The sequence below is a fragment of the Kytococcus schroeteri genome (genome assembly GCF_002847825.1).
Lineage (GTDB): Bacteria > Actinomycetota > Actinomycetes > Actinomycetales > Dermatophilaceae > Kytococcus > Kytococcus schroeteri.
Genome location: NZ_PKIZ01000002.1, coordinates 167,461 through 189,046, shown reverse-complemented (window position 1 = coordinate 189,046; position 21,586 = coordinate 167,461). Strand labels below are relative to the sequence as shown.

At 72.0% G+C, this 21,586-nt stretch carries 28 protein-coding genes, 3 pseudogenes and 2 riboswitches; of the genes and pseudogenes, 17 read left to right on the top strand and 14 right to left on the bottom strand.

All coding sequences use genetic code 11. The features are described 5' to 3' along the window. Positions 1–188 precede the first annotated feature (188 nt). From CYJ76_RS02085 to CYJ76_RS02050, 8 genes and pseudogenes are all read left to right on the top strand, one after another. Positions 189–500, top strand: a pseudogene (locus tag CYJ76_RS02085) (hypothetical protein); the annotation flags it as partial. An 88-nt stretch (positions 501–588) separates the two neighbouring features. Next, positions 589–948, top strand: coding sequence for a Cd(II)/Pb(II)-sensing metalloregulatory transcriptional regulator CmtR (cmtR, locus tag CYJ76_RS02080; RefSeq protein ID WP_070705542.1), 360 nt, complete (start codon positions 589–591; stop codon positions 946–948). Beyond that, positions 945–1,595, top strand: coding sequence for a cation diffusion facilitator family transporter (locus CYJ76_RS02075; RefSeq protein ID WP_070705543.1), 651 nt, complete (start codon positions 945–947; stop codon positions 1,593–1,595). The genes cmtR and CYJ76_RS02075 overlap by 4 nt, the downstream gene beginning before the upstream one ends. A 92-nt stretch (positions 1,596–1,687) precedes the next feature. Continuing rightward, positions 1,688–1,996, top strand: coding sequence for a hypothetical protein (locus CYJ76_RS02070; protein WP_101849097.1), 309 nt, complete (start codon positions 1,688–1,690; stop codon positions 1,994–1,996). Positions 1,997–2,158: 162 nt separating this feature from the next. After that, a complete protein-coding gene (locus CYJ76_RS02065; protein WP_070704547.1) occupies positions 2,159–4,141 on the top strand; it encodes an acyltransferase family protein in 1,983 nt (660 codons plus the stop codon). Between the two features lie 40 nt (positions 4,142–4,181). Then, positions 4,182–4,775 (top strand): winged helix-turn-helix domain-containing protein, encoded by a 594-nt coding sequence (locus CYJ76_RS02060; protein WP_070704550.1) that lies wholly within the window; start codon positions 4,182–4,184, stop codon positions 4,773–4,775. Further along, positions 4,768–5,214, top strand: a complete 447-nt coding sequence (locus CYJ76_RS02055; protein WP_101849096.1) for a HEPN domain-containing protein — start codon at positions 4,768–4,770, stop codon at positions 5,212–5,214. Before CYJ76_RS02060 ends, CYJ76_RS02055 begins: the two co-directional genes overlap by 8 nt. Beyond that, positions 5,196–5,705: a peptide-methionine (S)-S-oxide reductase gene (locus tag CYJ76_RS02050; protein WP_101849095.1), complete on the top strand. Its 510-nt coding sequence runs from the start codon at positions 5,196–5,198 to the stop codon at positions 5,703–5,705. Before CYJ76_RS02055 ends, CYJ76_RS02050 begins: the two co-directional genes overlap by 19 nt. 53 nt (positions 5,706–5,758) lie before the next feature. Here CYJ76_RS02050 and CYJ76_RS02045 read toward each other — a convergent pair whose 3' ends face one another. The 4 genes from CYJ76_RS02045 to CYJ76_RS02030 all read right to left on the bottom strand — a co-directional run bounded on the left by CYJ76_RS02045 (position 5,759) and on the right by CYJ76_RS02030 (position 7,816). Continuing rightward, complete coding sequence (locus CYJ76_RS02045; protein WP_101849094.1) at positions 5,759–6,277, bottom strand: iron chaperone; 519 nt, start codon at positions 6,275–6,277, stop codon at positions 5,759–5,761. 25 nt (positions 6,278–6,302) lie between these two features. After that, positions 6,303–6,632 carry a hypothetical protein gene (locus CYJ76_RS12350; protein WP_101849093.1) on the bottom strand — a complete coding sequence of 110 codons (330 nt, stop codon included), beginning with the start codon at positions 6,630–6,632 and terminating at the stop codon, positions 6,303–6,305. A gap of 371 nt (positions 6,633–7,003) precedes the next feature. After that, entirely contained in the window at positions 7,004–7,285 is a 282-nt protein-coding gene (locus tag CYJ76_RS02035) for a hypothetical protein (protein WP_070704639.1), read from the bottom strand. A gap of 30 nt (positions 7,286–7,315) precedes the next feature. Beyond that, complete coding sequence (locus CYJ76_RS02030; protein ID WP_070704586.1) at positions 7,316–7,816, bottom strand: hypothetical protein; 501 nt, start codon at positions 7,814–7,816, stop codon at positions 7,316–7,318. Between the two features lie 86 nt (positions 7,817–7,902). Between CYJ76_RS02030 and CYJ76_RS02025 the strand changes: the two genes are divergently transcribed. Next, positions 7,903–8,559: an SIMPL domain-containing protein gene (locus tag CYJ76_RS02025; protein ID WP_180802176.1), complete on the top strand. Its 657-nt coding sequence runs from the start codon at positions 7,903–7,905 to the stop codon at positions 8,557–8,559. Between the two features lie 116 nt (positions 8,560–8,675). Here the strand turns inward: CYJ76_RS02025 and CYJ76_RS02020 are convergent, their stop codons facing one another. Beyond that, complete coding sequence (locus tag CYJ76_RS02020; protein ID WP_101849091.1) at positions 8,676–9,362, bottom strand: hypothetical protein; 687 nt, start codon at positions 9,360–9,362, stop codon at positions 8,676–8,678. A 591-nt stretch (positions 9,363–9,953) separates the two neighbouring features. Further along, complete coding sequence (locus tag CYJ76_RS02015) at positions 9,954–10,445, bottom strand: DedA family protein (RefSeq protein ID WP_070704595.1); 492 nt, start codon at positions 10,443–10,445, stop codon at positions 9,954–9,956. Positions 10,446–10,562: 117 nt separating this feature from the next. On the opposite strand from CYJ76_RS02015, the gene CYJ76_RS02010 reads away from it, so the two are divergent. Then, the gene (locus tag CYJ76_RS02010; RefSeq protein ID WP_101849090.1) at positions 10,563–11,477 is read left to right on the top strand and encodes a hypothetical protein; all 915 of its coding nucleotides are present in this window, start codon (positions 10,563–10,565) and stop codon (positions 11,475–11,477) included. A gap of 15 nt (positions 11,478–11,492) precedes the next feature. Here CYJ76_RS02010 and CYJ76_RS12345 read toward each other — a convergent pair whose 3' ends face one another. Continuing rightward, positions 11,493–12,050, bottom strand: coding sequence for an LppP/LprE family lipoprotein (locus CYJ76_RS12345; protein ID WP_070704602.1), 558 nt, complete (start codon positions 12,048–12,050; stop codon positions 11,493–11,495). 160 nt (positions 12,051–12,210) lie between these two features. Beyond that, positions 12,211–12,278, top strand: a riboswitch (guanidine-III (ykkC-III) riboswitch). Between the two features lie 10 nt (positions 12,279–12,288). On the opposite strand from CYJ76_RS12345, the gene CYJ76_RS02000 reads away from it, so the two are divergent. Together CYJ76_RS02000 and CYJ76_RS01995 are read left to right on the top strand one after the other, a co-directional pair. Continuing rightward, a complete protein-coding gene (locus tag CYJ76_RS02000) occupies positions 12,289–12,606 on the top strand; it encodes a DMT family transporter (protein ID WP_070704605.1) in 318 nt (105 codons plus the stop codon). 61 nt (positions 12,607–12,667) lie between these two features. Continuing rightward, on the top strand, positions 12,668–13,150 hold the full coding sequence (locus CYJ76_RS01995; RefSeq protein WP_101849089.1) for a hypothetical protein: 483 nt from the start codon (positions 12,668–12,670) through the stop codon (positions 13,148–13,150). A gap of 3 nt (positions 13,151–13,153) precedes the next feature. Here CYJ76_RS01995 and fabG read toward each other — a convergent pair whose 3' ends face one another. From fabG to CYJ76_RS01970, 5 genes and pseudogenes are all read right to left on the bottom strand, one after another. Next, the gene (gene fabG / locus CYJ76_RS01990) at positions 13,154–13,912 is read right to left on the bottom strand and encodes a 3-oxoacyl-ACP reductase FabG (protein ID WP_101849088.1); all 759 of its coding nucleotides are present in this window, start codon (positions 13,910–13,912) and stop codon (positions 13,154–13,156) included. A 77-nt stretch (positions 13,913–13,989) separates the two neighbouring features. Further along, positions 13,990–14,364, bottom strand: coding sequence for a hypothetical protein (locus tag CYJ76_RS01985; RefSeq protein WP_180802175.1), 375 nt, complete (start codon positions 14,362–14,364; stop codon positions 13,990–13,992). 99 nt (positions 14,365–14,463) lie between these two features. Continuing rightward, complete coding sequence (locus CYJ76_RS01980; RefSeq protein WP_070704616.1) at positions 14,464–14,778, bottom strand: hypothetical protein; 315 nt, start codon at positions 14,776–14,778, stop codon at positions 14,464–14,466. Then, positions 14,775–15,446 (bottom strand): hypothetical protein, encoded by a 672-nt coding sequence (locus tag CYJ76_RS01975; RefSeq protein ID WP_070704619.1) that lies wholly within the window; start codon positions 15,444–15,446, stop codon positions 14,775–14,777. Before CYJ76_RS01975 ends, CYJ76_RS01980 begins: the two co-directional genes overlap by 4 nt. Positions 15,447–15,529: 83 nt before the next feature. Beyond that, positions 15,530–15,670, bottom strand: a pseudogene (locus tag CYJ76_RS01970) (5,10-methylene tetrahydromethanopterin reductase); the annotation flags it as partial. Positions 15,671–15,823: 153 nt separating this feature from the next. On the opposite strand from CYJ76_RS01970, the gene CYJ76_RS01965 reads away from it, so the two are divergent. Together CYJ76_RS01965 and CYJ76_RS01960 are read left to right on the top strand one after the other, a co-directional pair. Then, the gene (locus CYJ76_RS01965) at positions 15,824–16,594 is read left to right on the top strand and encodes an SDR family NAD(P)-dependent oxidoreductase (RefSeq protein ID WP_070704624.1); all 771 of its coding nucleotides are present in this window, start codon (positions 15,824–15,826) and stop codon (positions 16,592–16,594) included. Beyond that, positions 16,588–16,653, top strand: a riboswitch (guanidine-III (ykkC-III) riboswitch). (Overlaps the previous gene by 7 nt.) A gap of 11 nt (positions 16,654–16,664) precedes the next feature. Continuing rightward, positions 16,665–16,981, top strand: a pseudogene (locus CYJ76_RS01960) (DMT family transporter). Here the strand turns inward: CYJ76_RS01960 and CYJ76_RS01955 are convergent. After that, positions 16,953–17,594: a mismatch-specific DNA-glycosylase gene (locus CYJ76_RS01955; protein ID WP_070704627.1), complete on the bottom strand. Its 642-nt coding sequence runs from the start codon at positions 17,592–17,594 to the stop codon at positions 16,953–16,955. The pseudogene CYJ76_RS01960 and the gene CYJ76_RS01955 sit on opposite strands and share 29 nt — an antisense overlap. Positions 17,595–17,614: 20 nt before the next feature. After that, the gene (locus CYJ76_RS01950) at positions 17,615–18,709 is read right to left on the bottom strand and encodes a DUF808 domain-containing protein (RefSeq protein ID WP_070704630.1); all 1,095 of its coding nucleotides are present in this window, start codon (positions 18,707–18,709) and stop codon (positions 17,615–17,617) included. A gap of 286 nt (positions 18,710–18,995) precedes the next feature. Between CYJ76_RS01950 and thiC the strand changes: the two genes are divergently transcribed. From thiC to CYJ76_RS01935, 3 genes are all read left to right on the top strand, one after another. Next, a complete protein-coding gene (gene thiC / locus CYJ76_RS01945; protein ID WP_101849111.1) occupies positions 18,996–20,735 on the top strand; it encodes a phosphomethylpyrimidine synthase ThiC in 1,740 nt (579 codons plus the stop codon). Next, on the top strand, positions 20,732–21,133 hold the full coding sequence (locus CYJ76_RS01940; RefSeq protein ID WP_070704633.1) for a hypothetical protein: 402 nt from the start codon (positions 20,732–20,734) through the stop codon (positions 21,131–21,133). Before thiC ends, CYJ76_RS01940 begins: the two co-directional genes overlap by 4 nt. Positions 21,134–21,300: 167 nt before the next feature. Beyond that, complete coding sequence (locus tag CYJ76_RS01935; RefSeq protein ID WP_141494428.1) at positions 21,301–21,555, top strand: MmcQ/YjbR family DNA-binding protein; 255 nt, start codon at positions 21,301–21,303, stop codon at positions 21,553–21,555. The last annotated feature ends 31 nt before the right edge of the window (positions 21,556–21,586 follow it).

Here is a 21,586-nt window from a genome sequence, read left to right as displayed (position 1 = left end):
CGAGGGGGTAGAAGTCCTCAGATCATGCCCGGGACCTCGACCCCTACCCCCAAGCACCCACGCTCAACTCCGAAGAGCCCGATATCACGCGCGATCAGATCATGCTCACCGACGAGCTGTTCGACATCTACGCGCGGCACTAGCGAGAGACCGACGACGCCCTGTCGGCCTATGGCCAGCGCCGCGCGTACCGGGCCACGGCGAAGCTGGAGGCCCGTCAGCTCTGGTCGGCAGCCGCCGCGATGTGCCTCGTCCTCCTGCCGGTTGCCGTTGTCGTCGCCGGGTTCTGGATGGGTGTCGCGGGGCTCATCGCGGGCGCTCAGTGGGCGCTGGACGTGGACGGGAGCGTGTGGCTCGGCATCGGGCGCTGGCTCGTGGTCGCCGTGGGCCTCGCCGGGGCCGGCTACGGGCTCTTCGCGTCCGCTCGCTGGGCCGCTGGCCTGGTGGAGACCTGGAAGGGCCACGGCATGCCGAAGTGGCCGGGGTGGCGCAAGAGGTGACCACGAACCCCAAGGGCAAGCGCGCGGAGCGCGTGCGGCAGCCTGTCGAACTCAACAACGTGGCAGTCATCGCTGTATAGTTCAGTGCATGCTGACTATTGCTACTCGCCTCGACGTCATGAACCGGCTGGGCCGGGCCATGGCGGACCCGACGCGCTCCCGAATCCTGATGACCTTGCTGGATGGCCCGAGCTACCCCGCTGCGTTGTCCCGCGACCTTGAACTGACCCGCTCGAACGTCTCGAACCACCTGACCTGCCTGCGCGACTGCGGGATCGTGATCGCCGAGCCCGAGGGTCGGCAGACCCGGTACGAGATCGCCGACCCTCACCTCGCTGCGGCACTGACGAAGCTCATGGACGTGACTCTGGCCGTCGACGAAAGTGCGCCGTGTGTGGACGTCGCGTGCCCGGTGCCGGGCTGCTGCGGGGCGGAGGCGAACGCATGAGCGCGGCGCTGACATCAGAGCGCCGCGCAACCTTGCACCGCCGGGTCCGCTTCATCGTCGGGTTCACGATCACCTACAACGTCATCGAGGCCATCGTCGCCGTCGCCGCGGGTGTGCTGGCCTCGTCGGCCGCGCTGATCGGCTTTGGCCTGGACTCGGTCGTCGAGGTGCTGTCGGCCGTGGCGATCGCGTGGCAGTTCACCCGCAAGGACCCCGAGCGGTGGGAGAAGGTGACCGTGAGGGCGATCGGCATCGCGTTCTTCGCCCTCGCCGCGTACGTCTCCGTGGATGCCGTGCTGGCTCTGATGGGCCAAGAGGGCCCCGATCACAGCCCGCTGGGCCTCGGGATCACTGCGCTGAGCCTGGTCGTCATGCCGCTGCTGGCGTGGTTCGAGGTCCGCACCGGGCGCGAGCTCGGCTCCAAGAGCGTCATGGCCGATGCCAAGCAGCTCATCCTCTGCATCTACCTCTCGGGCGCGGTGTTCATCGGTCTCGTGCTGAACAGCCTGTTCGGCTGGTGGTGGGCGGACTCCGTCGCCGCGCTGGTCGTCGCCTTCCTCGCCGTCCGCGAGGGGCTGGAAGCGTGGCGCGGGGACGTGGAATCGCCCCTCGAGGTGCTGGAGGATCTCGAAGAAGAGGGCGACTGACTCGATGTCCAGAAGGGTTTCGCTGGCTCGACGTCGGCGGAGCCCTTCGAGGCACGTCTCCTGGTCATTGCAACCAACGTCATATCCAAGAGATGCGCTACTGCATCGCCGTCCACGCCCCGGTGCAGCCGGACCTCACCCTCGACGGGCACCAGGTGCTCACCGGGGAGCTGCCCGACCGTGTTGAGGCATTCGTCACCACGGAGGTCCCTGCCCCGGGCGGCTCCGGTGATCCGGACGGGTCCGAGGCACGGCTCGCCGGCGGCCCCCTCCCGCAGCCTGCCGCGATCGCGCTGGCCGTGGTGGCGGAGGAATCAGGCGCGGACCCCTCCTGTGTGCGTCAGCACACGAGAGTCTCCGACGAGGGGTTCGTCCTCGAGTGGTGCGTCACGTTGCCGTGAGTCATGGACTCGTGGCGGTAAGGTCGACGTCCTCACCCACCGCTGTCTGACTCGGCCGCCTCGTGGACGGGCGGAGTGCCCTGCCGGTGGGGCGCCCTCGGCGCGGAATGAATCGCAGCAAGCCCCCCGGCGCGGCCGGGTCGAGCGAAGGGGAGCACGAGCATGCCTCGCCCAGTCAACAAGTCCGCCACGTACTTCCCGGGCCTCGACGGCCTGCGGACGGTCGCCGTCGCCCTGGTGGTGGCGTACCACATCGGCGTGCCGTTCGCCGGCGGGGGACTGCTCGGCGTGGGCGTCTTCTTCACCCTCTCGGGCTTCCTCATCACCTCGCTGCTGCTCTCGCGGTGGCAGAAGCACGGCAACCTGGACCTCAAGAACTTCTGGGTCCGCCGCTTCCGCCGCCTGCTCCCGGCCGTGGTGCTGCTGCTGGTCGCCGTGCTCGTCACCACGGCAATCGCCGAACCGCACAACATGGGGCAGCGCCTCAAGGAGTCCCTGGCGGCGCTGTTCTACGTGGCCAACTGGCAGGTCATCTTCTCCGGCAAGAGCTACTTCGAGCAGCAGGAGGGCGTCGGCCCCCTGGACCACCTGTGGTCCCTGGCCGTGGAGGAGCAGTACTACATCGTCTGGCCGCTGCTGCTGGTGGGGCTGATCACCGCCTGCAACGGCCGGCTCAAGAAGATGGCCGCGGGCACCTTCGCCCTCGGCCTGGTCTCCATGGTGCTCCTCGCCCTCCTGGCCGACCCCTCGGGTGACTCGACGCGCGCCTACGAGGGCACCGACACCCGCGCCGGCGGGCTGCTCTGGGGCGCGGCCCTGGCGATGGTGTGGCGTCCCTCCGTGGTCGCGAAGCTGCGCCCGGCCGGCAAGTGGGTGTTCGACCTCATCGGCCTGGCCGGCCTGGCCGGCATCCTCGCGCTCGTGGCCACCACCACCCAGGAGACCGACAGCCTCTACACCTGGGGCATCGCCGCGCTGACCGTGGCGACCTGTGCCGCGCTCATGCCGCTGGTCGTGCCGGGCTCGATGCTGGGTCGGGTCATGGGCATCGCCCCGCTGCGGTGGATCGGTGAGCGCAGCTACGGCATCTACCTGTGGCACATGCCCGTGGTGGCCTTCCTGCCCGAGCGGGCCTTCTTCGGGCAGCCGTGGGTGCGCGGAGCCATCGTGGTGGGTGCCACCGTGGTCCTGGCCTCCCTGTCCTGGCGCTTCGTGGAGGACCCCATCCGTCGCCACGGCTTCCTGGCCCTGGTGACCGGGCGGGCCGGGCGCTCCCCGGAGGCGGCCCGGGGTGCTCGCCCCGGGGCCGCGCAGCTGGCCGTGGGCACCGTGGGCGTGCTCGCCGTCGCGGCCGCCTCCCTGGTGGGCGTCGGCAAGCTGCCGCAGAAGTCCGTCGTGGAGATCGCCCAGCAGGAGAACGGCGGCAAGGCCGGGGTGGACTCCGTGACGGCGCCGAAGGCCAAGAAGGCCGCGCGCCCGAAGGCCACGAAGACGGCGTGCAAGACGGTGATCCACATCGGTGACTCCACCTCCCTGGGCCCGGGCAACACCCCCGAGACGCGCATCCCGGACAAGAGCAAGCGCATCACCGCGCGCTACGAGGCCGTCGGCGTGGACACCGTGATCGAGGACATCCTGGGTGGCCGTTCGATGCTGGAGCACATGGGCCAGGGCGGCAAGGACACCACCGCCTCGGAGGCGATGGAGGAGCACGCCGGCGAGATCGGTGACGGCTGCTGGGTGGTCAACGTGGGCCTGAACGACTCGGCGAACATGGCCAAGGCCGATGCCTGGGCCGGTGCCGAGGGCCGCATCGACTCGGTCATGAAGGCCTCCAAGGGCCGCCCGGTGCTGTGGGTGAACGCGCTGACCATGCCGTGGACCAACAACAAGTGGTACGCCAACGAGAACGTGCAGAAGTTCGACAAGGTGCTGGCCGACTCGGTGAAGAAGTACCCGAACCTGTGGGTGTACGACTGGTCCACCGAGGCCAGCTCGCACCCGGAGTGGTTCCTGGAGAACGACGCCAACCACAACAACACCGAGGGCTCCATCGCCAAGGCGCAGGGCATGGCCAACGCGCTCGTCGCCGCCTTCCCGGAGGGGCAGCCGAAGTCCTCCGAGAAGATCGTGCTCTCGAAGTGACGTTGACCGTTCCCTCAAGCGGAAGATATCTTCACGTTCTGTGAAGACTCCACCGTCGGCCCTGACGCCCTTCGTGCGCTCCGACGCCGTGGGGGCGCTTCTCGCCGAGACCCTGGGGCACCCTGACCGGGAGTTCTCCCTGGCCGAGCTGGGGCGCCGCACCGGCGTCGCAGGGCCGGTGGTGCACCGCGAGGTGGGGCGGTTGGTGGAGGCCGGCGTGCTCCGCGACCGTCGCGAGGGGCGCAACCGTCTGGTCTCCGCCGACCCCGACCACCCCCTGTTCGCCCCGATGCGGGAGGTCGTCGCCGCGACGTACGGACCCGTGCCGGTGCTGCGGCAGCTCCTCGAGGGGGTGGACGGAGTGCAGGAGGCGGTGGTCCACGGCTCGTGGGCGGCTCGCCGGGCCGGGGAGCAGGGTGCCTTTCCCCGCGACGTCGACGTGGTGGTCGTCGGGGACGTGCCGCGGCGCACCCTCGCCGAGCTGGCCACCCGGGCGGAGGCCCAGCTCGACCGGGAGGTCACCATCTCGCGGGTGGCCGTCGAGGACTGGGAGGCCGACGAGCCGACTGGCTTCGTGGCCACCGTCCGCTCACGCCCGATGGTGGACCTGCTGACGGGAGAGGTCCGTGCCTGACCTGCCCGAGCTGCCCACCGAGCTGCGCCGGATGCTGCGAACCGGCCGCCTGGACCGGGTGGAGCCGAATCCGGTCCACGCCGCCACCCTCATGACCATGGCCGAGCAGCACCTGGCCACGGCCCGCGCCCTGAGCTGCACCGAGGACGTGGCCATGGCGTTCACCGCTGCCTACGACGGGGCCCGCAAGGCGCTCACCGCCGTGCTGGCCGTGCACGGCCTGCGCGTGCGGCCTGTCGGGGGAGCCCACCGCAACACCGGTGTGGCCGCATCGGAGCTGGTGGAGGACCCCGCCCTGGGCGAGTTCGACTGGATGCGGCAGGTGCGCAACGCCACCGAGTACCCCGACGCGGACCGCCCCACGGCCTCCCGGCAGGACCTCGAGGAGGCGTTGGAGGCGGCTGCGGACATCGTCTCCGCGTGCCGGCGGGTCCTGTGAGCAGCGCGGAGTCGCCCACCGAGGAGGTCCACCTGGCCGGTGGCTGCCTGTGGGGCGTGCAGGCCTTTCTCGACACGCTTCCCGGCGTGGTCTGGACCGAGGCGGGCCGGGCCAACGGGGCCGCCGACCACCTTGACGGTCCGTACGACGGGTACGCCGAATGCGTGCGCGTCCGCTTCGACCCGCGGGCCACAGACATCGAGCGGCTGCTGGGGCACCTGTTCGAGATCATCGACCCGTACGCAGTCAACCAGCAGGGCCCGGACGTCGGGGAGAAGTACCGCACCGGGGTCTACTCCCGCGATCCCCGCCACCTGGAGGCGGCCCGCGCGTGGTTGGCGGCGCGCCCTGATGCGGACCGCGTCGCGGTGGAGGTGCGGCTCCTGACCCGGTGGGTGCGCAGCGCCGAGGAGCACCAGAAGCGTCTGGCCCGCTGTCCGGATGACGCCTGCCACCTGCCTCCCGAGGTGCTGTACCGGCACCGGACGTAGGGCCACCAGCAGGCCTGATGCAGGACCCGGACGGCGCAGGCGGCTGACGGGCGTCAGTGCCACTCGGCCCGGCGGGTGGCCAGCAGACGCTCGAAGAGCTCCTCGGGCAGGGGGTCCTCGACCGTGAAGTGCAGGGCGCTCTTGGTGCGCGACCGGTCGCCCAGGCCGTCGGCCAGCGTCGTGAGGGTGGTGCCCGAGTGGGGGTACCAGCTGAGGAAGTCCCGGTGGGAGAGGACCCCCCCGATGCGGTGGCCCTCCACCTCGAAGGTGGGCATGCGGTAGCTGATCGTCTCGCGGGCGCCGGGGTACCAGTCGTGGACCAGCCCCCGGAGGCGGGCCAGGCAGGCGAGCGGACCGTTCGGGGAGCCCTGGGTCGGGTGACGGCGAGGGTGCCTTGCGTCCGTTCGAAGCGCGGCGACGAAGCCGACGGGACTGAGGGCCTGGACCCCGCCCGTGGCTGAGGGCCTACCCCTCAGCGCATGCAGACCAGGACGTCGCCGTCCCAGCGCATGAGTGCGACTGTCTGCGAGGCAGTGCCTCGATGAAGCGCCTGTCCACCTCGCGCGGCTCAAGGACGTGCTGGAGGCAGGGTGGGCCTCACCGGTGGAGGGACCGCTTGACCAGTGGGCTCGGGTCGCACGCGGGGTTGCACCAGTCGGCCCGCCCCGGGTGCGTCACCTGGATGACGTCCACGCCCGAGGGGGAGCGGTGCACCCGGCTGGTCCAGCCGCGTCGGTTGTCCTCACGGAAGGTGCCCCACTCGTCGTGGGCCCCCAGCATGTGACGGCAGCGCGCGGCGACCGTGCTGCCGAAGCACACCACCGTACGGGTGCCGAGTCCGTCGATGACGGCCTGGTGGAACGGCCAGCAGGCTTCGGCGAGGCGCGGTAGGTCGGTGGCGATGCCGGACTCCTGGCGGCTGCGCACGAAGACGAGGTTGCTCGAGGGGACTCGGCCGGCATCGAGTCCGAGGTGGTCGAGGAGGTGCAGGACCCGTCGTTGCAGGGGGGCTGGTCCCGGCGGGTGCGCCCCACTCCTCGTCGCGGTAGCGGGACCACCTGGGCTGCGACGCACCGAGGGCCCACTGAATGTCCGTGCGGACCGTGGCCTCGCGCAGGGTCTCGGGATCGCCCCCGGGGTTGAGCCCCAGGAGGTAGAGCCCGCCGGGCTGCTCGAAGGCCTCGCGCCCCGAGTAGAAGACGGAACCGGAGCGGTCCAGCAACTCGTCCGGCACCAGGGCAGCCAACTCCTCGAACGTGGGCGTCATGCCGTGAACCTAACCCGACTGCCCGGGCGGCTCACCCCATCGGCGTCGGAGGCCGCTGCCCGCTGAGGGGCACCCCGGTCCGGTGGGCCTCCCACGACCGCGCACCGAGCAGCACCCAGCAGGCCACCGCCATCGCCGAGAGGGACGCCGGCACCCAGTGGTGGAGCAGCAGCGAGGCCGCCGTCGCCGACACGAAGGCCAGCAGGTTGGCCACCACGTCGTACGCGGGTGCCACGAAGCGCCGGTTGAGCACGTGCGCGCCGGCGATGAACAGGCCGCAGGCGAAGGTGACCGAGAGCAGGGTGTTGACCACGCGCACAGGGTAGGGGCGCGCGGGTGCGTCTCAGGCCGGCTCGGCCTCGGGGAAGAGGGCGGCGAAGGCCGTGACCTGCTCGGCGGGAACCCACACGAAGACGCCTCCCTGCCCGTTGTCGAGGTACAGCATCGTGCGGCCCGGCACGCGGCGGAAGTCCTCGATGATGGCGTCGGCCACCTCCGGCACCAGCCAGTCGCCCTCCTGGACGAAGTCCGTGCGGCGCACCGTCCCGGCGAGGGTGTACTCCAGCCAGGAGTTGCCGTCGAGCTCGGTGTGGCCGGCCAGGTGGGTGAGCTCGGCGGTGCGGCCCGTCGCCTCGGCCCACTCGGCCACCCATGCGGTGTAGGCGTCGTCGTCCTCCACCATCTCGGCGTCGTAGGACAGGACGTGGTCGAAGGCGTACCCGCCCTCGTCCCAGGCGGTGAGTACGTCCCACGGGTCGTCGTCGATCCCCTCGAGGGCGGCCGGGTTGCGCAGGGTGAACCCCAGGTGCTGCAGGTGGGCGACGGTCTGGGCGTGGGTGCTCATGCCCGGCATCCTGCCCGGACCGGGGCGGCGACCCAACCCTGCCCGGGCTCGACGCGGTGTCGGTGGCCGGGGGCACAATGCGAGGTATGGAGATCACCGTGCGCAGTGAGGCCACCGGCCGCCGTCAACCCGAGCTGTCCACCCTGTGGGCCACCGCCAGCGCCGAGGGGACCGACCGGGCCGCCGCCCGCCAGCAGGTCACCGCCGTGATGCAGGAGCTCGTCGACTCCCTCGACGAGCTGGGGGCCAGCCGCCCCGATGCCGTGCGCTCCCGCGTGGTGGCTCCCCTGGCCACCCGTACGTGGCAGCCGTGGGGCGACGACGGGAAGCGCCTTGACCCCCGTCACGAGGTGACCGGCCGGGTCCGCGTGCAGCTGGCCGACCTCGAGGCGCTCGCGGACCTCACCACGGCGTGGTCGGCGCGCGACGAGGTGGCGCTGCAGTCGCCCACGTGGTCGCTCACCGACGACAGCCAGCGTGCCCTGCACGCCGAGGTCACCCGTGATGCCGTGCGGCAGGCCCGCGAGCGGGCGCAGGTGATGGCTGAGGCGTCCGGGTTCTCCACGGTGGAGCCGCTGCAGGTGGCCGACACGGGCCTCCTCGGTGGCGGGGACGACCGGCGCGTGGGAGAGGTGCAGGCCTTCCGTGCAGCCGGGGCCGGTGCGGCGGACGACGGTTACGACCTCACCCCGCAGGACGTGGAGGTCCGGGTGACGGTGGAGGCCCGCTTCCGCGCGGAGTGATGGGTGTGGCAGGGGAGCGTGGACAGGCGGGCCTGCCTGGGCGGGACATGTCGGTGGCGCCAGTGCCGTGGCGCGGGCGCCACCGACCTCAGAATGTCTGGGGCAGACCCGGGGTGTCAGCAGACCTCGAAGGTCATGCCCGTGATGAACATCTGCTGAGCCGCAGTGCCGGTGCTCGACGAGAAGTCCACCGTCATGGAACTGAGGGGACCAGCCATCGTCACGGTGGATCGATTGGCCTTGTTGTCGGAGTTCACCGGACTGGTGGTCGTGGCACGCAGCGGGTCGCCGGTACCGCCGGAGCCGGTAAGTGAACTGCCGTTGACAACGCTGGTGGGGGCGGGGCTCAGGGTCACGGAGTCCCTGTACTGCTTTCCACTGTTGTCGATGTCAGCCACGACGAAACTCAGGTTGGACACCGGCTGGCTGAACGTGAAGGTCAGCCTCTGGCCACCAGTGCCCTGCTGCTGCAACTGCAAACCGTCGGTGGCGAGGTCGCCCATGCCGTTGTAGCCCTTGTTGACGTTGCCGGCGGCGGTGAGGTTGTTGCTCAAGAGGGTCTTGCCGCCGTAGGAGGCAGTCGACAACGAGACAGTGACGGTGGAGCCGTCCGAGCCCCTGAAGGTGTAGCTGAGCGGAACGGGGTTGTAGGAGCTCGGCTGGGTGAAGGCTCCCGTATACGTCACACACGCGCTGACGGCCACAGCGGGAGCAGCGGCTGCGATGGCGACGGCCGGAGCGGACCACAGGGTACCGGCAGTAACGGACCGGCGACTGACGTTCTGGGGATAGGAGTTGGTCATGGCGGAAATCCTCTCGGAAGGCGCGGACCCAGCAGGGGGCGCGGGGGGGCTAGTGTCACTGGAGTGGGAGAATGTCCCAATACGGTGATACTAGCCCCCCGCTGTGGGTCTGAACTCACGGGGAAGCACAGACCGGCGTCTCCCTCCCCGTAGATTGCCCAGTGTCGGACCCTTGCGTGAGCGATCCCACGTCTCGCGAGTGCATCAATCCCCGCATCCGTTCTCATCTTGTCGTCCAGGTGCCAGGTGCCAGGTGCCAGGTGCCAGCTGGCAGGTGCGCCATCTGCCTGGCCCCAACTAATGTCTATCCGTCGCCCGGGTCACTGGAGCTGCCCGGACGGTGGCCCGACGCGACCGCCGCCCTGGGGGACCGCCTGCCCGGCGCCGTCCTGCGCTGGGCAGGCGCGGAGGGGGAGCGGGCGCGCGGCCGGTTCCAGGCCCGCTTCGCCGGGTTCGACGCCGTGCTCGGCCCTACGCTGCCGTGCCCTCCCGGGAGGGGCTGCCGCTGGGCGTGCAGCTGCCGGTGACGGGCTCCGACGAGGGCGTGCTGCTGGGCCTGGTGGCCGGACTGGAGGAGCTGCCCGGCTGAGTTCAGGCGCTCGGCGGCTGCGCGCCCGAGGCGTCGATGCCGCGCCGGCGCCACCAGGCCGTGCCCGCGAGCACCGCGAGCACGCCGGCCAGGGCCAGCCACAGCCACGCGGAGGCCACTGCGTGACGCACCAGGAGCACCCACGCCGTCCACCCGATGGTGCTGTAGATCCCCGCCCACAGCGCGGCACCGGGCACCTGGGCGGCGGTGAAACGGCCCCACGGCATCCGCATCGCGCCGGCGGAGGCCAGCACCACGGTCTGGACGCCCACGGCCAGGTAGCAGAGGGTGACCGCAGGCCACCCGAAACGCGTGAGCTGCTCCCTGCCCCGGCGTGCGGTGGGGCTCTGCGCCCAGCCTCGCCACCGGGGGTCGTCGCGGCCCCGGCGTGCCACCCCCGATGCGGCGCCGCGCGCCAGCCAGTACGTGGCCTGCCCCCGCAGCAGGGCCACCAGGAGGAAGCCCAGGAAGGCCCAGACCAGCCCAGTGGGCATCGTCGTCGCCTGCACCGTCTCCTCCCGTGGTCCGCCGGGCGCACGGTACCCGGCACGGACGGGGGCTGCGCCGGCAGGGGGAGCGGGCGTGCTGTGCACGGTTCCTACCCTGAGTCCATGACGAGCTCCGACGTGGTGGACCGCAGCACCGGCACCCTCGCGCGCCTCCTCCGGTGGGCCCTCGCCGTGCTGGCCGCGGCCATGGCCTGGGTGGCCACGGCGGGCGCCTGGGTGGTGACCTGCACCGAGCCCGCCCGGTCGTTGCCCCCGACCGGGGGCGGCAACGCGCTGCTGGTCTGGGTGGGGTGGGCCGCCGGCCCGTTCGCCACCCTGGTCGTCGGCTCGGTGGCGTGGGAGCGGGTGCGCGGGCGGGGTGGGCCCGGTGACCGTCCGGCCTCGGCGCACACCCTGGAGCCGGCCCCCGGCGTGCCGCAGGAGCACTTCCGGTGCACCCGCCGCTCCCTCGTCTGGCGTGCGGTCGCGGTCCTCGTCCTCGGCGGGCTGTGGGCGGCCGTCATGGCGCAGTGGCCCGGGGCCGTGCTGCGGGTGCTGGACGGTGAGCTCGACGGCCTGGGGCGCTACGACCTCGCCTTCGGGCTCATCGCGGGACCGCTCCTGCTCGTCCTCGTCATCGCGGCAATGGCGGCGGGCACGAAGCACCGCTGGACGCGCCGACGGGGAATCATCCTCTCCCAGCCCGGCATCTGGGTGCGCACGCCCGGGTGCGACGTGGGCTTCGTGGCCCGGGACCGGGTGGTCGCCCTGCAGCGGCGCCCCCGGGGACGCCGCCGGAGCAGCTGGTGGCTGGTGGGCCGCGGCGACGCCCGGGCGGTGATCACCGGCATCTCCAACGAGAGGCACTACACCACCTCCGGTGAGGAGCACTGGGCGTTCATGCTCCCGCTGGGAGAGATCCGTGCGGAGGAGCGTGCGGCCTGCGTGGAGGCGCTGACCCGGTGGTGCCCGCCCCACGCCCGCCGTGACTGGAGCGTGCCCTCGCGCACATTGGTCCAGGAGTTCCTGGACCGGTGACCCCTGGCTCGGGGGTCAGCTCTGGCCGGGCGGCAGGTCGCCCTCGTGCCGGACCCGGCGCTGGGCGGGGTCCCAGGTGAACGTGGAGACGGCCTCCCCGCTGGGGGTGTCGGCCGGGTCACCGTCCTGCGGGTAGGGGTAGGTGACCCGGATGGTGGACCCGTCGACCCGTGCCACCTGGGGGTGGTACTCGGTGGGCGAGTACAGGGTGGTGCCCAGGTAGTGGCCTCGGTGGAAGAGCATGATCTGGTGCGGGGTGGGCTCGTCCCCGGTGTCCGCCACGAGGATCCACGAGAGCTCGGCGCACGGGGCGTACCCCGAGTAGTCGCTCGCGGCGCCGGTCCACTGGACGGCCGGGTCGCCGGAGGCGGGGCGGAGGAGGGGCAGGCTGTCTGCGAGTGCCTGTCGGCCGTGCGTCGGGCCACACCGCGTCTCCCGCGAGTCCGAGCCGGTGCCATGGTCCTCCGGGAAGGCGTCCCACGGCACCTCGCTGGCCCGCACGGGGGCCGCATCGGGCTGGGCCCCGCAGGCCGCGAGCACCGTGCTGCAACCGAGCACCGCGGCGGCGCGCATCGCACGGCTCCTGCGCAGCATCGGTCCTCCGGGTGGTCGTGCCGGCACCCGCGGGTGGGGCGGCGGGGGCCCAGCGTATCCAGCGACGTCCGAGGGTGATCCGCAGGGACTCGCCGCCCACCGGGGGCGGGGGTGGTCGGGGCAGGTGGCGTTGCTAGCCTCCCGGCGAGCCCGACCCGCTCCCGGACGAGGGTGGTCGTACCCGGCAACGCGACAAGACGACCACGGAGGAACTCTCATGGCATGGATCGTCCTGGTCGTCTCCGGCATGTTCGAGGCCGTGTGGGTGACGGCGATGAGCCGCATCCAGGGGGTGCACAGCTACGGGGCCATCTCGGCCTACGTGCTGGGCAGCATCGTGTCCCTCGGCGGCCTGTGGTGGGCGCTGCGCACGCTCCCCACGGGGACCGCCTACGCGGTGTGGGTCGCCATCGGTGCCGCCACCACCGTCTCGTACGCGGTCGCCACCGGCGAGGAGCCGTTCAGTCTGGCCAAGGCGCTGCTCCTCGTGGGCCTGGTGGGGTGCGTGGTCGGCCTCAAGCTCGTCGACGGCTGAGCACCCGTTCTCGGAGGATCGCGGCAGGCCCGGTGCCTCGCCGCGCTCCTACACTGGGGCCATGGATGCCGCCCCCTCGCCCGTGACCCGTCTCGACGGCCCCTGGACCCCGGAGCACCTCGTCCGCGTCACGCTGACGGTGGTGCCGTCTCGTGCCGCCGCGGCCCGGGGTGTGGAGGCACGGCTGGTGGAGTGGTTCGGCGCGCTCACGCCCTCGCCCGGGCAGCCGCAGGACCGGTACGCGCTCTCCGGTGGGTCGGTCCTGGAGCGCTACCCCGTGCCGGCGCCGTCGCCGGTGGGGGACCTCGGCGCCCAGGTCGTCGTCATCGTCTCCGGTGGGGAGGACGGGCTGGACTCCGCCGGCGACGAGGTCTCGGCCGCCCTGGACCTGGTGCGCGAGGTGGACCCGGACGCGCTGGTCTCAGTGCTCGAGCAGTGGCGCACCGAGGACTCGGCGTGGCAGCTGGCCGGCCGCCCGGTGGTGCTGGAGGAGCACCTCCGGGAGGGCCACCCGCTGACGGCGGCCCTCCCGGTCAGCGGCTGAGGCTCAGTTCCCGAGGGCCTCGGGGGTCTCCGGCAGCACCTGCCCGCCGTCCACCACGAGCGCCTGACCGGTCACGTACCGCGCGCCGTCGGAGGCCAGGAAGGCTGCCGCCTCCCCGATGTCCTGCGGCTCCCCGAGGAAGCCCAGCGGCACGGTGCGCGCCATCTGGTCCATGTACTCCTGCCCCATCGCCTCCAGGCCGGGGGTCACGATGTTGCCCGGCAGCACCGCGTTGACCGTGATGGCGTCGCGCGCCAGCTCGATGGCGGCAGACCGCACGAAGCCCATCTGGGCGGCCTTGGTGGCGCCGTAGAGCGACCACCCCGGAAAGCCCGTGAGGTTGCCGGTGATGGAGCTGGTGAGCACCACGCGCCCCCGTCCGGAGTCGCGCAGGGCGGGCACGGCGGCCTGCACCACCTGCACGGTGCCGCGCACGTTGACGTCGAAGATCGTGTCGAAGTCCTCGGCGGTGGCCGTCTCGATGCGGGCCTGCGGGTAGATCCCCGCGTTGGAGACCAGCGTGTCCAGCCCGCCGAGCGAGGCGGTGGCCTGCTCCACCACGGCGCGGCAGGCCGCGGGGTCGCGCACGTCGAGCACGAGCGCCTCCATCCCCTCGGCGCGGGCGGCCTCGCACTCCTGCTCGTCAAGACCCGTCACCACCACGCGCGCGCCGTGGGCGGCCAGCACCTGTGCGATGCCGCGGCCGATGCCCAGCGTGCCCCCGGTGACCAGCGCGCGGCGCCCCTCCAGCAGTGCCTCCATGTCGTGCCCCTTCCCCTCGTGTCGGTGTCCGTGACTCCGACCCTAGCCCCGCCCGGGCGCCCGGTGCGGGCGGGTGCTCAGGTGGCCTCGACGTCGAGGATCATCCCCACCGCGTGGCAGGCCCCCTGCGGGTCCACGAGCACGGCGCCGTAGATCTTGGTGAGGTTCTTGAACGCCCGCCCGGTGAGCACGGTGGGCGTGATGGGGAAGGCCTGCGGCAGCAGCCGCGCCCCCTCGGTGGCGGCAGCGGGGTGCACCACCAGCGTGGTGCCGTGCTGCTGCCCGGCGCACGCCTGGGCCATGTCCCACAGTCGCTCGGCGTCCCCGTCGTCGCCGAACACGCGCCGCACCGTGTCGGCGAAGCGCGCGCCCGTGGTCAGGGCCTCGTCGGCGAGCTGCTCCATCGACCACCGCAGGTCGGCCTGTCCGTCCCACATCACACGCCCAGTCACCGAGGGGTTCTCGCAGCCGCCGGTGCGCGGCGTCGAACGCCGGTGCGTCAGCGGCGCGTCGAGTGTGCGTGCGTCAGTGACGGGTGGCGCGTGTGCGCGTCAGCGGCGACGCAGTTGCCGCACGAGCAGGAGCACGCCCCCGATGCCGAAGAACCCCGCCGTCAGCAGACCCACCGGCAGGGCAAGGGGCTGCCGGCGGCCCATCGGCTGGCCCTCCATGAAGGAGGTCACGACCATGGCCACCCCGGCAGCGGCGAAGAGAAGGCTGCTGCTGATGACGAGCCACCGCCCGGCGGGTGTGTCCGGCCCCACCGCCATGGCGATCCCGGCGAAAACCAGGCCGATCAGGGCCAGCTTGAGGGCGTCGCCGCGCTCCGGGGCGTCGGGGTCGTACGGGCCGTCGGTGTGGCTCACCGTCCCAACACCGCCCGGTGGGCGCGCTCGAGGAAGCGTGCGAACTCGTGCCGACCGGTGCCCTTCATGCGCACGATGCGCACCGAGTGCACCCGTGGGGTGCCGAAGGCCCGGGGGCGGGCAGCGTCGTTGAGGACACCGCGCAGGGAGGGATCGAGCTGGTCGGCGCGCATCTGACCGGCCGGTGTGAAGGGCATGACCAGGGCCAACTGCCTGCCCTCGTCCCACGGGGCGTCCTCCATGCGCTCGGTGGGAGGCTCTAGGTCGCCCCACGGCACCGGGCCCACCCCGTCGATGGTGATGCCCTCGGTGCCGATCACCCACGTCCGGCCCCGTGCCGTCGCGCTCCGACGCCACGACCACAGGGCCGCGGCCCCCAGACCCAGGGTCACCAGCAGGATCCCGACGACGGCCATGCCCAGTGACGCGTCACCCCGGGCCGCGGCCAGGACCCCGAGCAGCACGGTCAGCAGTCCGGCGGCCAGGGCCAGACCTCCCAGGATCATCGTGGCCCCGAGGGCCCCGGGGCGGACGGTCTCGGCCACGATCTGGCCCCGGCCACGGAACTCCGCGAAGAGGTCGTCGGCGGACCGCCGGGCCCCGCGCGACGCGGTGGCCTGTTGCGAGGGGTGCCCGGGTGACGTGCGGGGCGACGTGGTGGGCCTCATCCTGACCTCTCTGTCTCGGGGGATCCGGCGTGGGCGTGGGCCGGCGCGTGCCCGCGGGACTCGGCGTGGGCGACCGTGAGAAAGGTGGCGAAGACGTCCAGGCCGATCTCCTCGGCCTTGAGGGCGATCTCCACCGTGTTGCGGATGCGCTCGCTCTCGGTGGGGGTGCGGCCGGTGGTGGGGTCGGTGGTGACGTCTCCGATGGTGAAGATACCGAACTGCATGACCCTCCTGATGGACAGGTGGAGAAAATGTGATGCGTCAGGTAACAGGGGGAGTGGCCTGACTGCTCCCGACCCTTGTGCGCGGTGCGGTGAGGCGATAGACCGGGTGGCGAGGGTGGTGCACCCCGCACCACCGCAACCAGGAGGACGGCCATGGCAGAGCACACGGTGTACGCAGGTTTCGAGGGCAGGGTGGCGCTGGTCACCGGGGGTGGTTCCGGCATCGGGGAGGCGTGCTGCATCGACCTCGCCCGGCAGGGCTGCAAGGTCGTGGTGGCCGACATCGACCTCGCTGCGGCCAGGCGGGTGGCCGACAGCATCACCTCCACCGGCGGTGAGGCCGCGCCGTTCGAGCAGGACGCCTCCGACCCCGACGCCAACAAGGCAGCGGTGGACTTCGCCGTGGAGACCTTCGGCGGGCTGCACCACGCGGTGAACAACGCCGGCATCGGGGGCACCACGGACCCGGCCGGCGAGCTCGCCCCGGAGGACTGGTTGAAGGTCATCAACGTCAACCTCAATGGCGTGCTCTACGGCATGCGCTACGAGCTGCCCGCCATCGAGGCAGCTGGCGGCGGTTCCATCGTCAACATGGCCTCCATCCACGGCACCGTGGCCACGGGGGTGGGCAACTCGGCTTACACCGCGTCCAAGCACGGCGTGGTGGGGCTCACCAAGCAGGCCGGCGTGGACTACGGGTCGCGTGGTGTGCGCATCAACGCGGTGGGTCCGGCCTACATCGACACCCCGCTGCTCCAGGGCCTGGACGACAGCGCCCGCGAGGGCCTGGTGGCGCTCCACCCCATCGGGCGGCTGGGCAAGGCCGAGGAGGTCGCGCACCTGGTGACCTTCCTGCTCTCGGACGACGCGTCCTTCATCACCGGCAGCTACCACCTGGTCGACGGCGGCTACACCTCCCCGTGAGCCCGACCGGCTCCCGGACGAGGGTGGTCGTACCCGGACACGCGACAAGACGTCCACGAGGAGAATCGTCATGTCGTGGATCGTGTGGGTGCTCTCTGGGCTGTTCGAGGCCGTCTGGGCCACCGCCCTGGGGAAGATCGAGGGACCGCAGAGCGCCGGGGCCATCACGGCCTTCGTGCTCGGCAGCGCCGTCTCGTTGGGGGACTGTGGTGGGCGATGAAGGACCTGCCCACCGGCACCGCCTACGCCGTGTGGGTGGCCGTGGGTGCCTCGACCACCGTGGCCTACGCCGTCGCCACCGGTGAGGAGTCGTTCAGCATCGCCAAGCTGCTGCTCCTGCTGGGCCTGATCGGCTGCGTCATCGGCCTGAAGGTCGTCGACGGCTGAGGCCCGCCGGCCAGTCGACCTCGGCGGCCACCTGGCGCCACTTGTCGGCCAGGGTGTCGATGTTCTCGTGCGCGTTGAGCCCCGAGGGCTGCGGCACCACCCACAAGGGGGCGCCGGCGACCCGCCCCTCTTGGCGGCCGAGCTGGGCGTCGCGGTCGCCCCAGGCCGTCCGGAAGGCCGTGATCCCCGCGACCGCCACCACGGGGAGCCGCCCCGTGCCGGCGTGCAGTCCCTGCACCAGGCCCTCCAGGCGGTGGTGCCCCTGGCGCAGTTCCTCGGTGCCGAGCTCGTCGGCGCGCACCGAGGCCCGTGCCACCAGGTTGGTGATGCCGATGCCGCGCTCGCGCAGGTGGGCCGCGTCCGCATCGGACAGTCCGTGGGTCACGTCCAGCTGGTGGTCGGTCAGGCCCGCCCGGTGGAGCGAGGGCCAGAAGCGGTTGCCCGGGCGGGCGAAGGGGGCGTTGACCGCCGCCGTCCAGAGCCCGGGGTTCACGCCCACGATGAGGAGTCGCACCGCATCGTGCAGCACGTCGTCGACCGTCTCGTCGGCGAACTGGGCCAGCTCGTCACGATGCGGACGGCGCCCGCCCAGAGGGGACGGGCGCCGCGGCACGACGGGAGGATGCACTGCTGTCAGTCCTGCGGGGCCCGGGTGGCACCGTCGGCCGAGGCCTCGTCGTCCGTGAGCTGCGCGCCGGTGCCGGCGCCGGCCGCTGCGTGGGCCGGCTCGCGCCCGGCCTCCTTGTCCTTCTCGTCGCGGCGGTAGCCGCTGCCGTGCTTGCCGTGCTCCACCTCGTGGGCGAACGGGCCGAAGGGCAGCACGTGCAGCACCGCCACGATGATCGCGCCCCAGACGAGGCCCAGTGCCATCGCCACCAGGGTGTCGGCGAGCCAGGCCAGCAGTCCACCGATCACCGGGGTGCCCGCGACCATGTCGGCGAGGTGGTGGGCGAGGTCGTAGGGGGCGCTCAGGCCGTACTCGTCGATGCCGACCATGATGATGTGGCCACCCACCCAGAGCATGGCCAGCATCCCGACGAAGCCGATGATGTCCAGCACGGTGGGCATGGCCTTGACCATGCCGCGGCCCAGCCTGTGGCCCGCCGAGCCCTCGTCGTTCTTCTGGGCCAGGTGCAGGCCCACGTCGTCCATCTTCACGATGAGGGCGACCGCGCCGTAGACCCCGACGGTCATGAGCAGCGCCACCACGACCAGGATCAGTCCGCGGCTCAGCAGGGACTGGTCGGTCACCTCGTTGAGGGAGATGACCAGGATCTCGCAGGAGAGCACGAAGTCGGTGGTGATGGCGCTCTTGACCACCTGCTCCTCGTCCTGCTCCGAGCGCTCGTCGGCGGCCTTGCCGTCGTCACCGTGGCCGGAGATCTTCTCCCAGACCTTCTCCGCGCCCTCGAAGCACAGGTAGGTGCCGCCGAGCATCAGCAGGGGCGTCAGGATCCAGGGGGCGAACTGGCTGAGGAGCAGCAGCACCGGCACGATGATCGCCTTGTTCCGCAGCGACCCGGTCGCGATGCGCTTGATCATCGGCAGCTCGCGGTTGGGCTCGGCGCCCTCCAGGTACTGCGGGGTCACCGCGGCGTCGTCCACCACCACGCCGGCCGCCTTGGTGCTGGCCTTGGCCGCCCCGGCAGCCACGTCGTCCACGCTGGCCGCGGCCAGGCGCGCCATGGCGGCGATGTCGTCGAGCAGGGCAGCGAGTCCGCCGGCCATGCGGAACCTCCGGGCTGGGCTGGGGTGGGGGGCTGGGACAGCCTAGCGGGACGTGTGCGCACGGTGACCGCGCCGGCCGGGCCGGTGGGCGAGCTCGACGCGCGCTGACCCCGAGTTGTCCGGCGTTCCCCGGTGGGTAGGGTGTGTGACGTACCCCACGGGAGCTCGGGCACGGGCTGAGAACGGACTGACGCCGTCCGGACCGTCCGAACCTGACCGGTTAGCACCGGCGGAGGAAGCGAGGACGACGATGTCGTGCACCTGTGCCCACGAGCAGAACCCCACGATGACGGGCGAGAACCACCCCCAGCACCGGCTGGTCACGCGCACCGACGGGGAGGTGACCGTGCCGATGACCGCCATCAGCCTGGCGGACTCGCCCGACGGCACCCCCAACGAGGACTTCGTGGTCTACCGCACCATGGGGCCCGGCTCCGACCCCGAGGTGGGCCTGGAGCCCGCCCGCCAGCAGTGGATCGAGGCCCGCGGCGACACCGAGGTGAACCCCACCCCGCGAGGCCGGAACCTGGCCGACGACGGCCGCTCCGCCGAGCGACGGGGTGAGGCCTCGCAGGCCTGGCGTGGCCGCACCCAGCAGCCCCGCCGTGCCGTGCCCGGCCGCACGGTCACCCAGATGCACTACGCCCGCCGGGGCGAGGTGACCCCGGAGATGCGCTTCGTGGCCCTGCGCGAGGGCTGCGATGTGGAGCTCGTGCGCTCGGAGGTGGCCGCCGGGCGCGCCATCATCCCGGCCAACGTGAACCACCCCGAGAGCGAGCCGATGATCATCGGTCGCGCCTTCCTCACCAAGGTGAACGCCAACATCGGCAACTCGGCGGTCACCTCCTCCATCGCCGAGGAGGTGGAGAAGATGTCCTGGGCCACCCGGTGGGGTGCCGACACCGTGATGGACCTCTCCACTGGAGACGACATCCACACCACCCGCGAGTGGATCCTGCGCAACTCGCCGGTGCCCATCGGCACCGTGCCCATCTACCAGGCCCTGGAGAAGGTGGCCGGCGTGGCGGAGGACCTCACCTGGGAGGTCTTCCGCGACACCGTCGTCGAGCAGGCCGAGCAGGGCGTGGACTACATGACCATCCACGCCGGCGTGAAGCGCGAGTTCGTGCCCCTGACCGCCGGGCGCGTCACCGGCATCGTGAGCCGGGGCGGGTCGATCATGGCCGGCTGGTGCATGGCCCACCGGCAGGAGTCCTTCCTCTACGAGCACTTCGACGAGCTGTGCGAGATCTTCGCCGCCCACGACGTGGCCTTCTCCCTGGGTGACGGCCTGCGCCCCGGTTCGCTGGCCGACGCCAACGACGCCGCCCAGCTGGCCGAGCTGCGCACCCTGGGCGAGCTCACGCAGCGCGCGTGGGAGCACGACGTGCAGGTGATGGTGGAGGGCCCCGGCCACGTGCCGCTGCACCTGGTGAAGGAGAACGTGGACCTGGAGCAGGAGTGGTGCCACGGGGCGCCCTTCTACACGCTCGGCCCGCTGAGCACCGACATCGCGCCGGGGTACGACCACATCACCAGTGCCATCGGGGCGGCCCCCATCGCCCAGCACGGCACGGCGATGCTGTGCTACGTCACCCCCAAGGAGCACCTGGGCCTGCCGAACCGCGACGACGTGAAGACCGGCGTGATCACCTACAAGATCGCCGCGCATGCCGCCGACGTGGCCAAGGGGCACCCGCACGCCCGCGAGTGGGACGACACGATGAGCAAGGCGCGCTTCGAGTTCCGCTGGCACGACCAGTTCGCCCTGGCGCTGGACCCGGTGACCGCCCAGGCCTTCCACGACGAGACGCTGCCGGCCGAGCCGGCCAAGAACGCCCAGTTCTGCTCGATGTGCGGGCCCAAGTTCTGCTCCATGCGCATCAGCCGCGACATCAACGAGGAATTCGGCGACCAGATGGGGGCCGGGGGCCCGGTGCCGGTGAGCATCGGCTCCGCGCCGCCCGCCGGCGCCGCCCCGGGTGCGGCCCTGGCCGGTGCGGGCGATGGGACACTGGGGGCATGACCACCACCACCCCTTCCCCCAAGCACCTCGGCACGCTGCGCACGATGGCGCTGGCCACGGCCGTGCTGACCGTCGGCCAGGCCGCGCTCGGCCTGCTGCTGCTGTTCACCGAGGTCGACATGTACGACGTGCACGGCTGGATCGGCTACGCCACCTTCGGCTGCGCCGTCGCGGCCGCCGTCTTCGCCTTCCTGTGGAAGAAGGAGAGCGGCAACACCGGTCTGTTCATGCACGCCGTGGGCCTGGCCGTCATGGCCCTGCTGCAGATCGGCCTGGCCGAGATGGGCGCCAAGTGGGTGCACGTGGTGCTCGGCCTGCTGATCCTCGGCGCGGCCCTGGCCCTGGCCTCCCTGGCCCAGCGCAAGCCGGGGGCCCCGCTGGCCGACCGCGCCCTCTGAGGCAGGCGGGCGCGGCGGTCTGACCCGGAGCGCGGACGCCGCACGCGAGAGGTGCCGCCCGCACGGAAAAGGTGCTGCCCGCACGGGATTCGTCCTGTGTGGGCAGCACCTTTTCCGTGCCCCCGCGCCTCTTCCCGCGCGGGGCGGGCCGTGACAGCATCGATGCCGTGAGCCACCCGGTGGTGTTCGACGAGGACGACCCCTTGCTGGAGCGCGTGCGTTCCCTGTGCCTGGCCCTTCCCGAGGCCACCGAGAAGATCGCCCACGGCCGGCCGTGGTTCAGCACCCGCACCGGCTTCTGCGTCTACGGCGGCCACCACCGCGCGCCCGGCGGCGGCGTCGGGGACCCGGCACCCCACGCCGTCATGGTCAAGGTCGACCCCGCGGAGCGCGCCGCCCTGGCCGCGGACAAGCAGGCCTGACGCCCCGCGCACGCGGACGGGCCGCACCCGG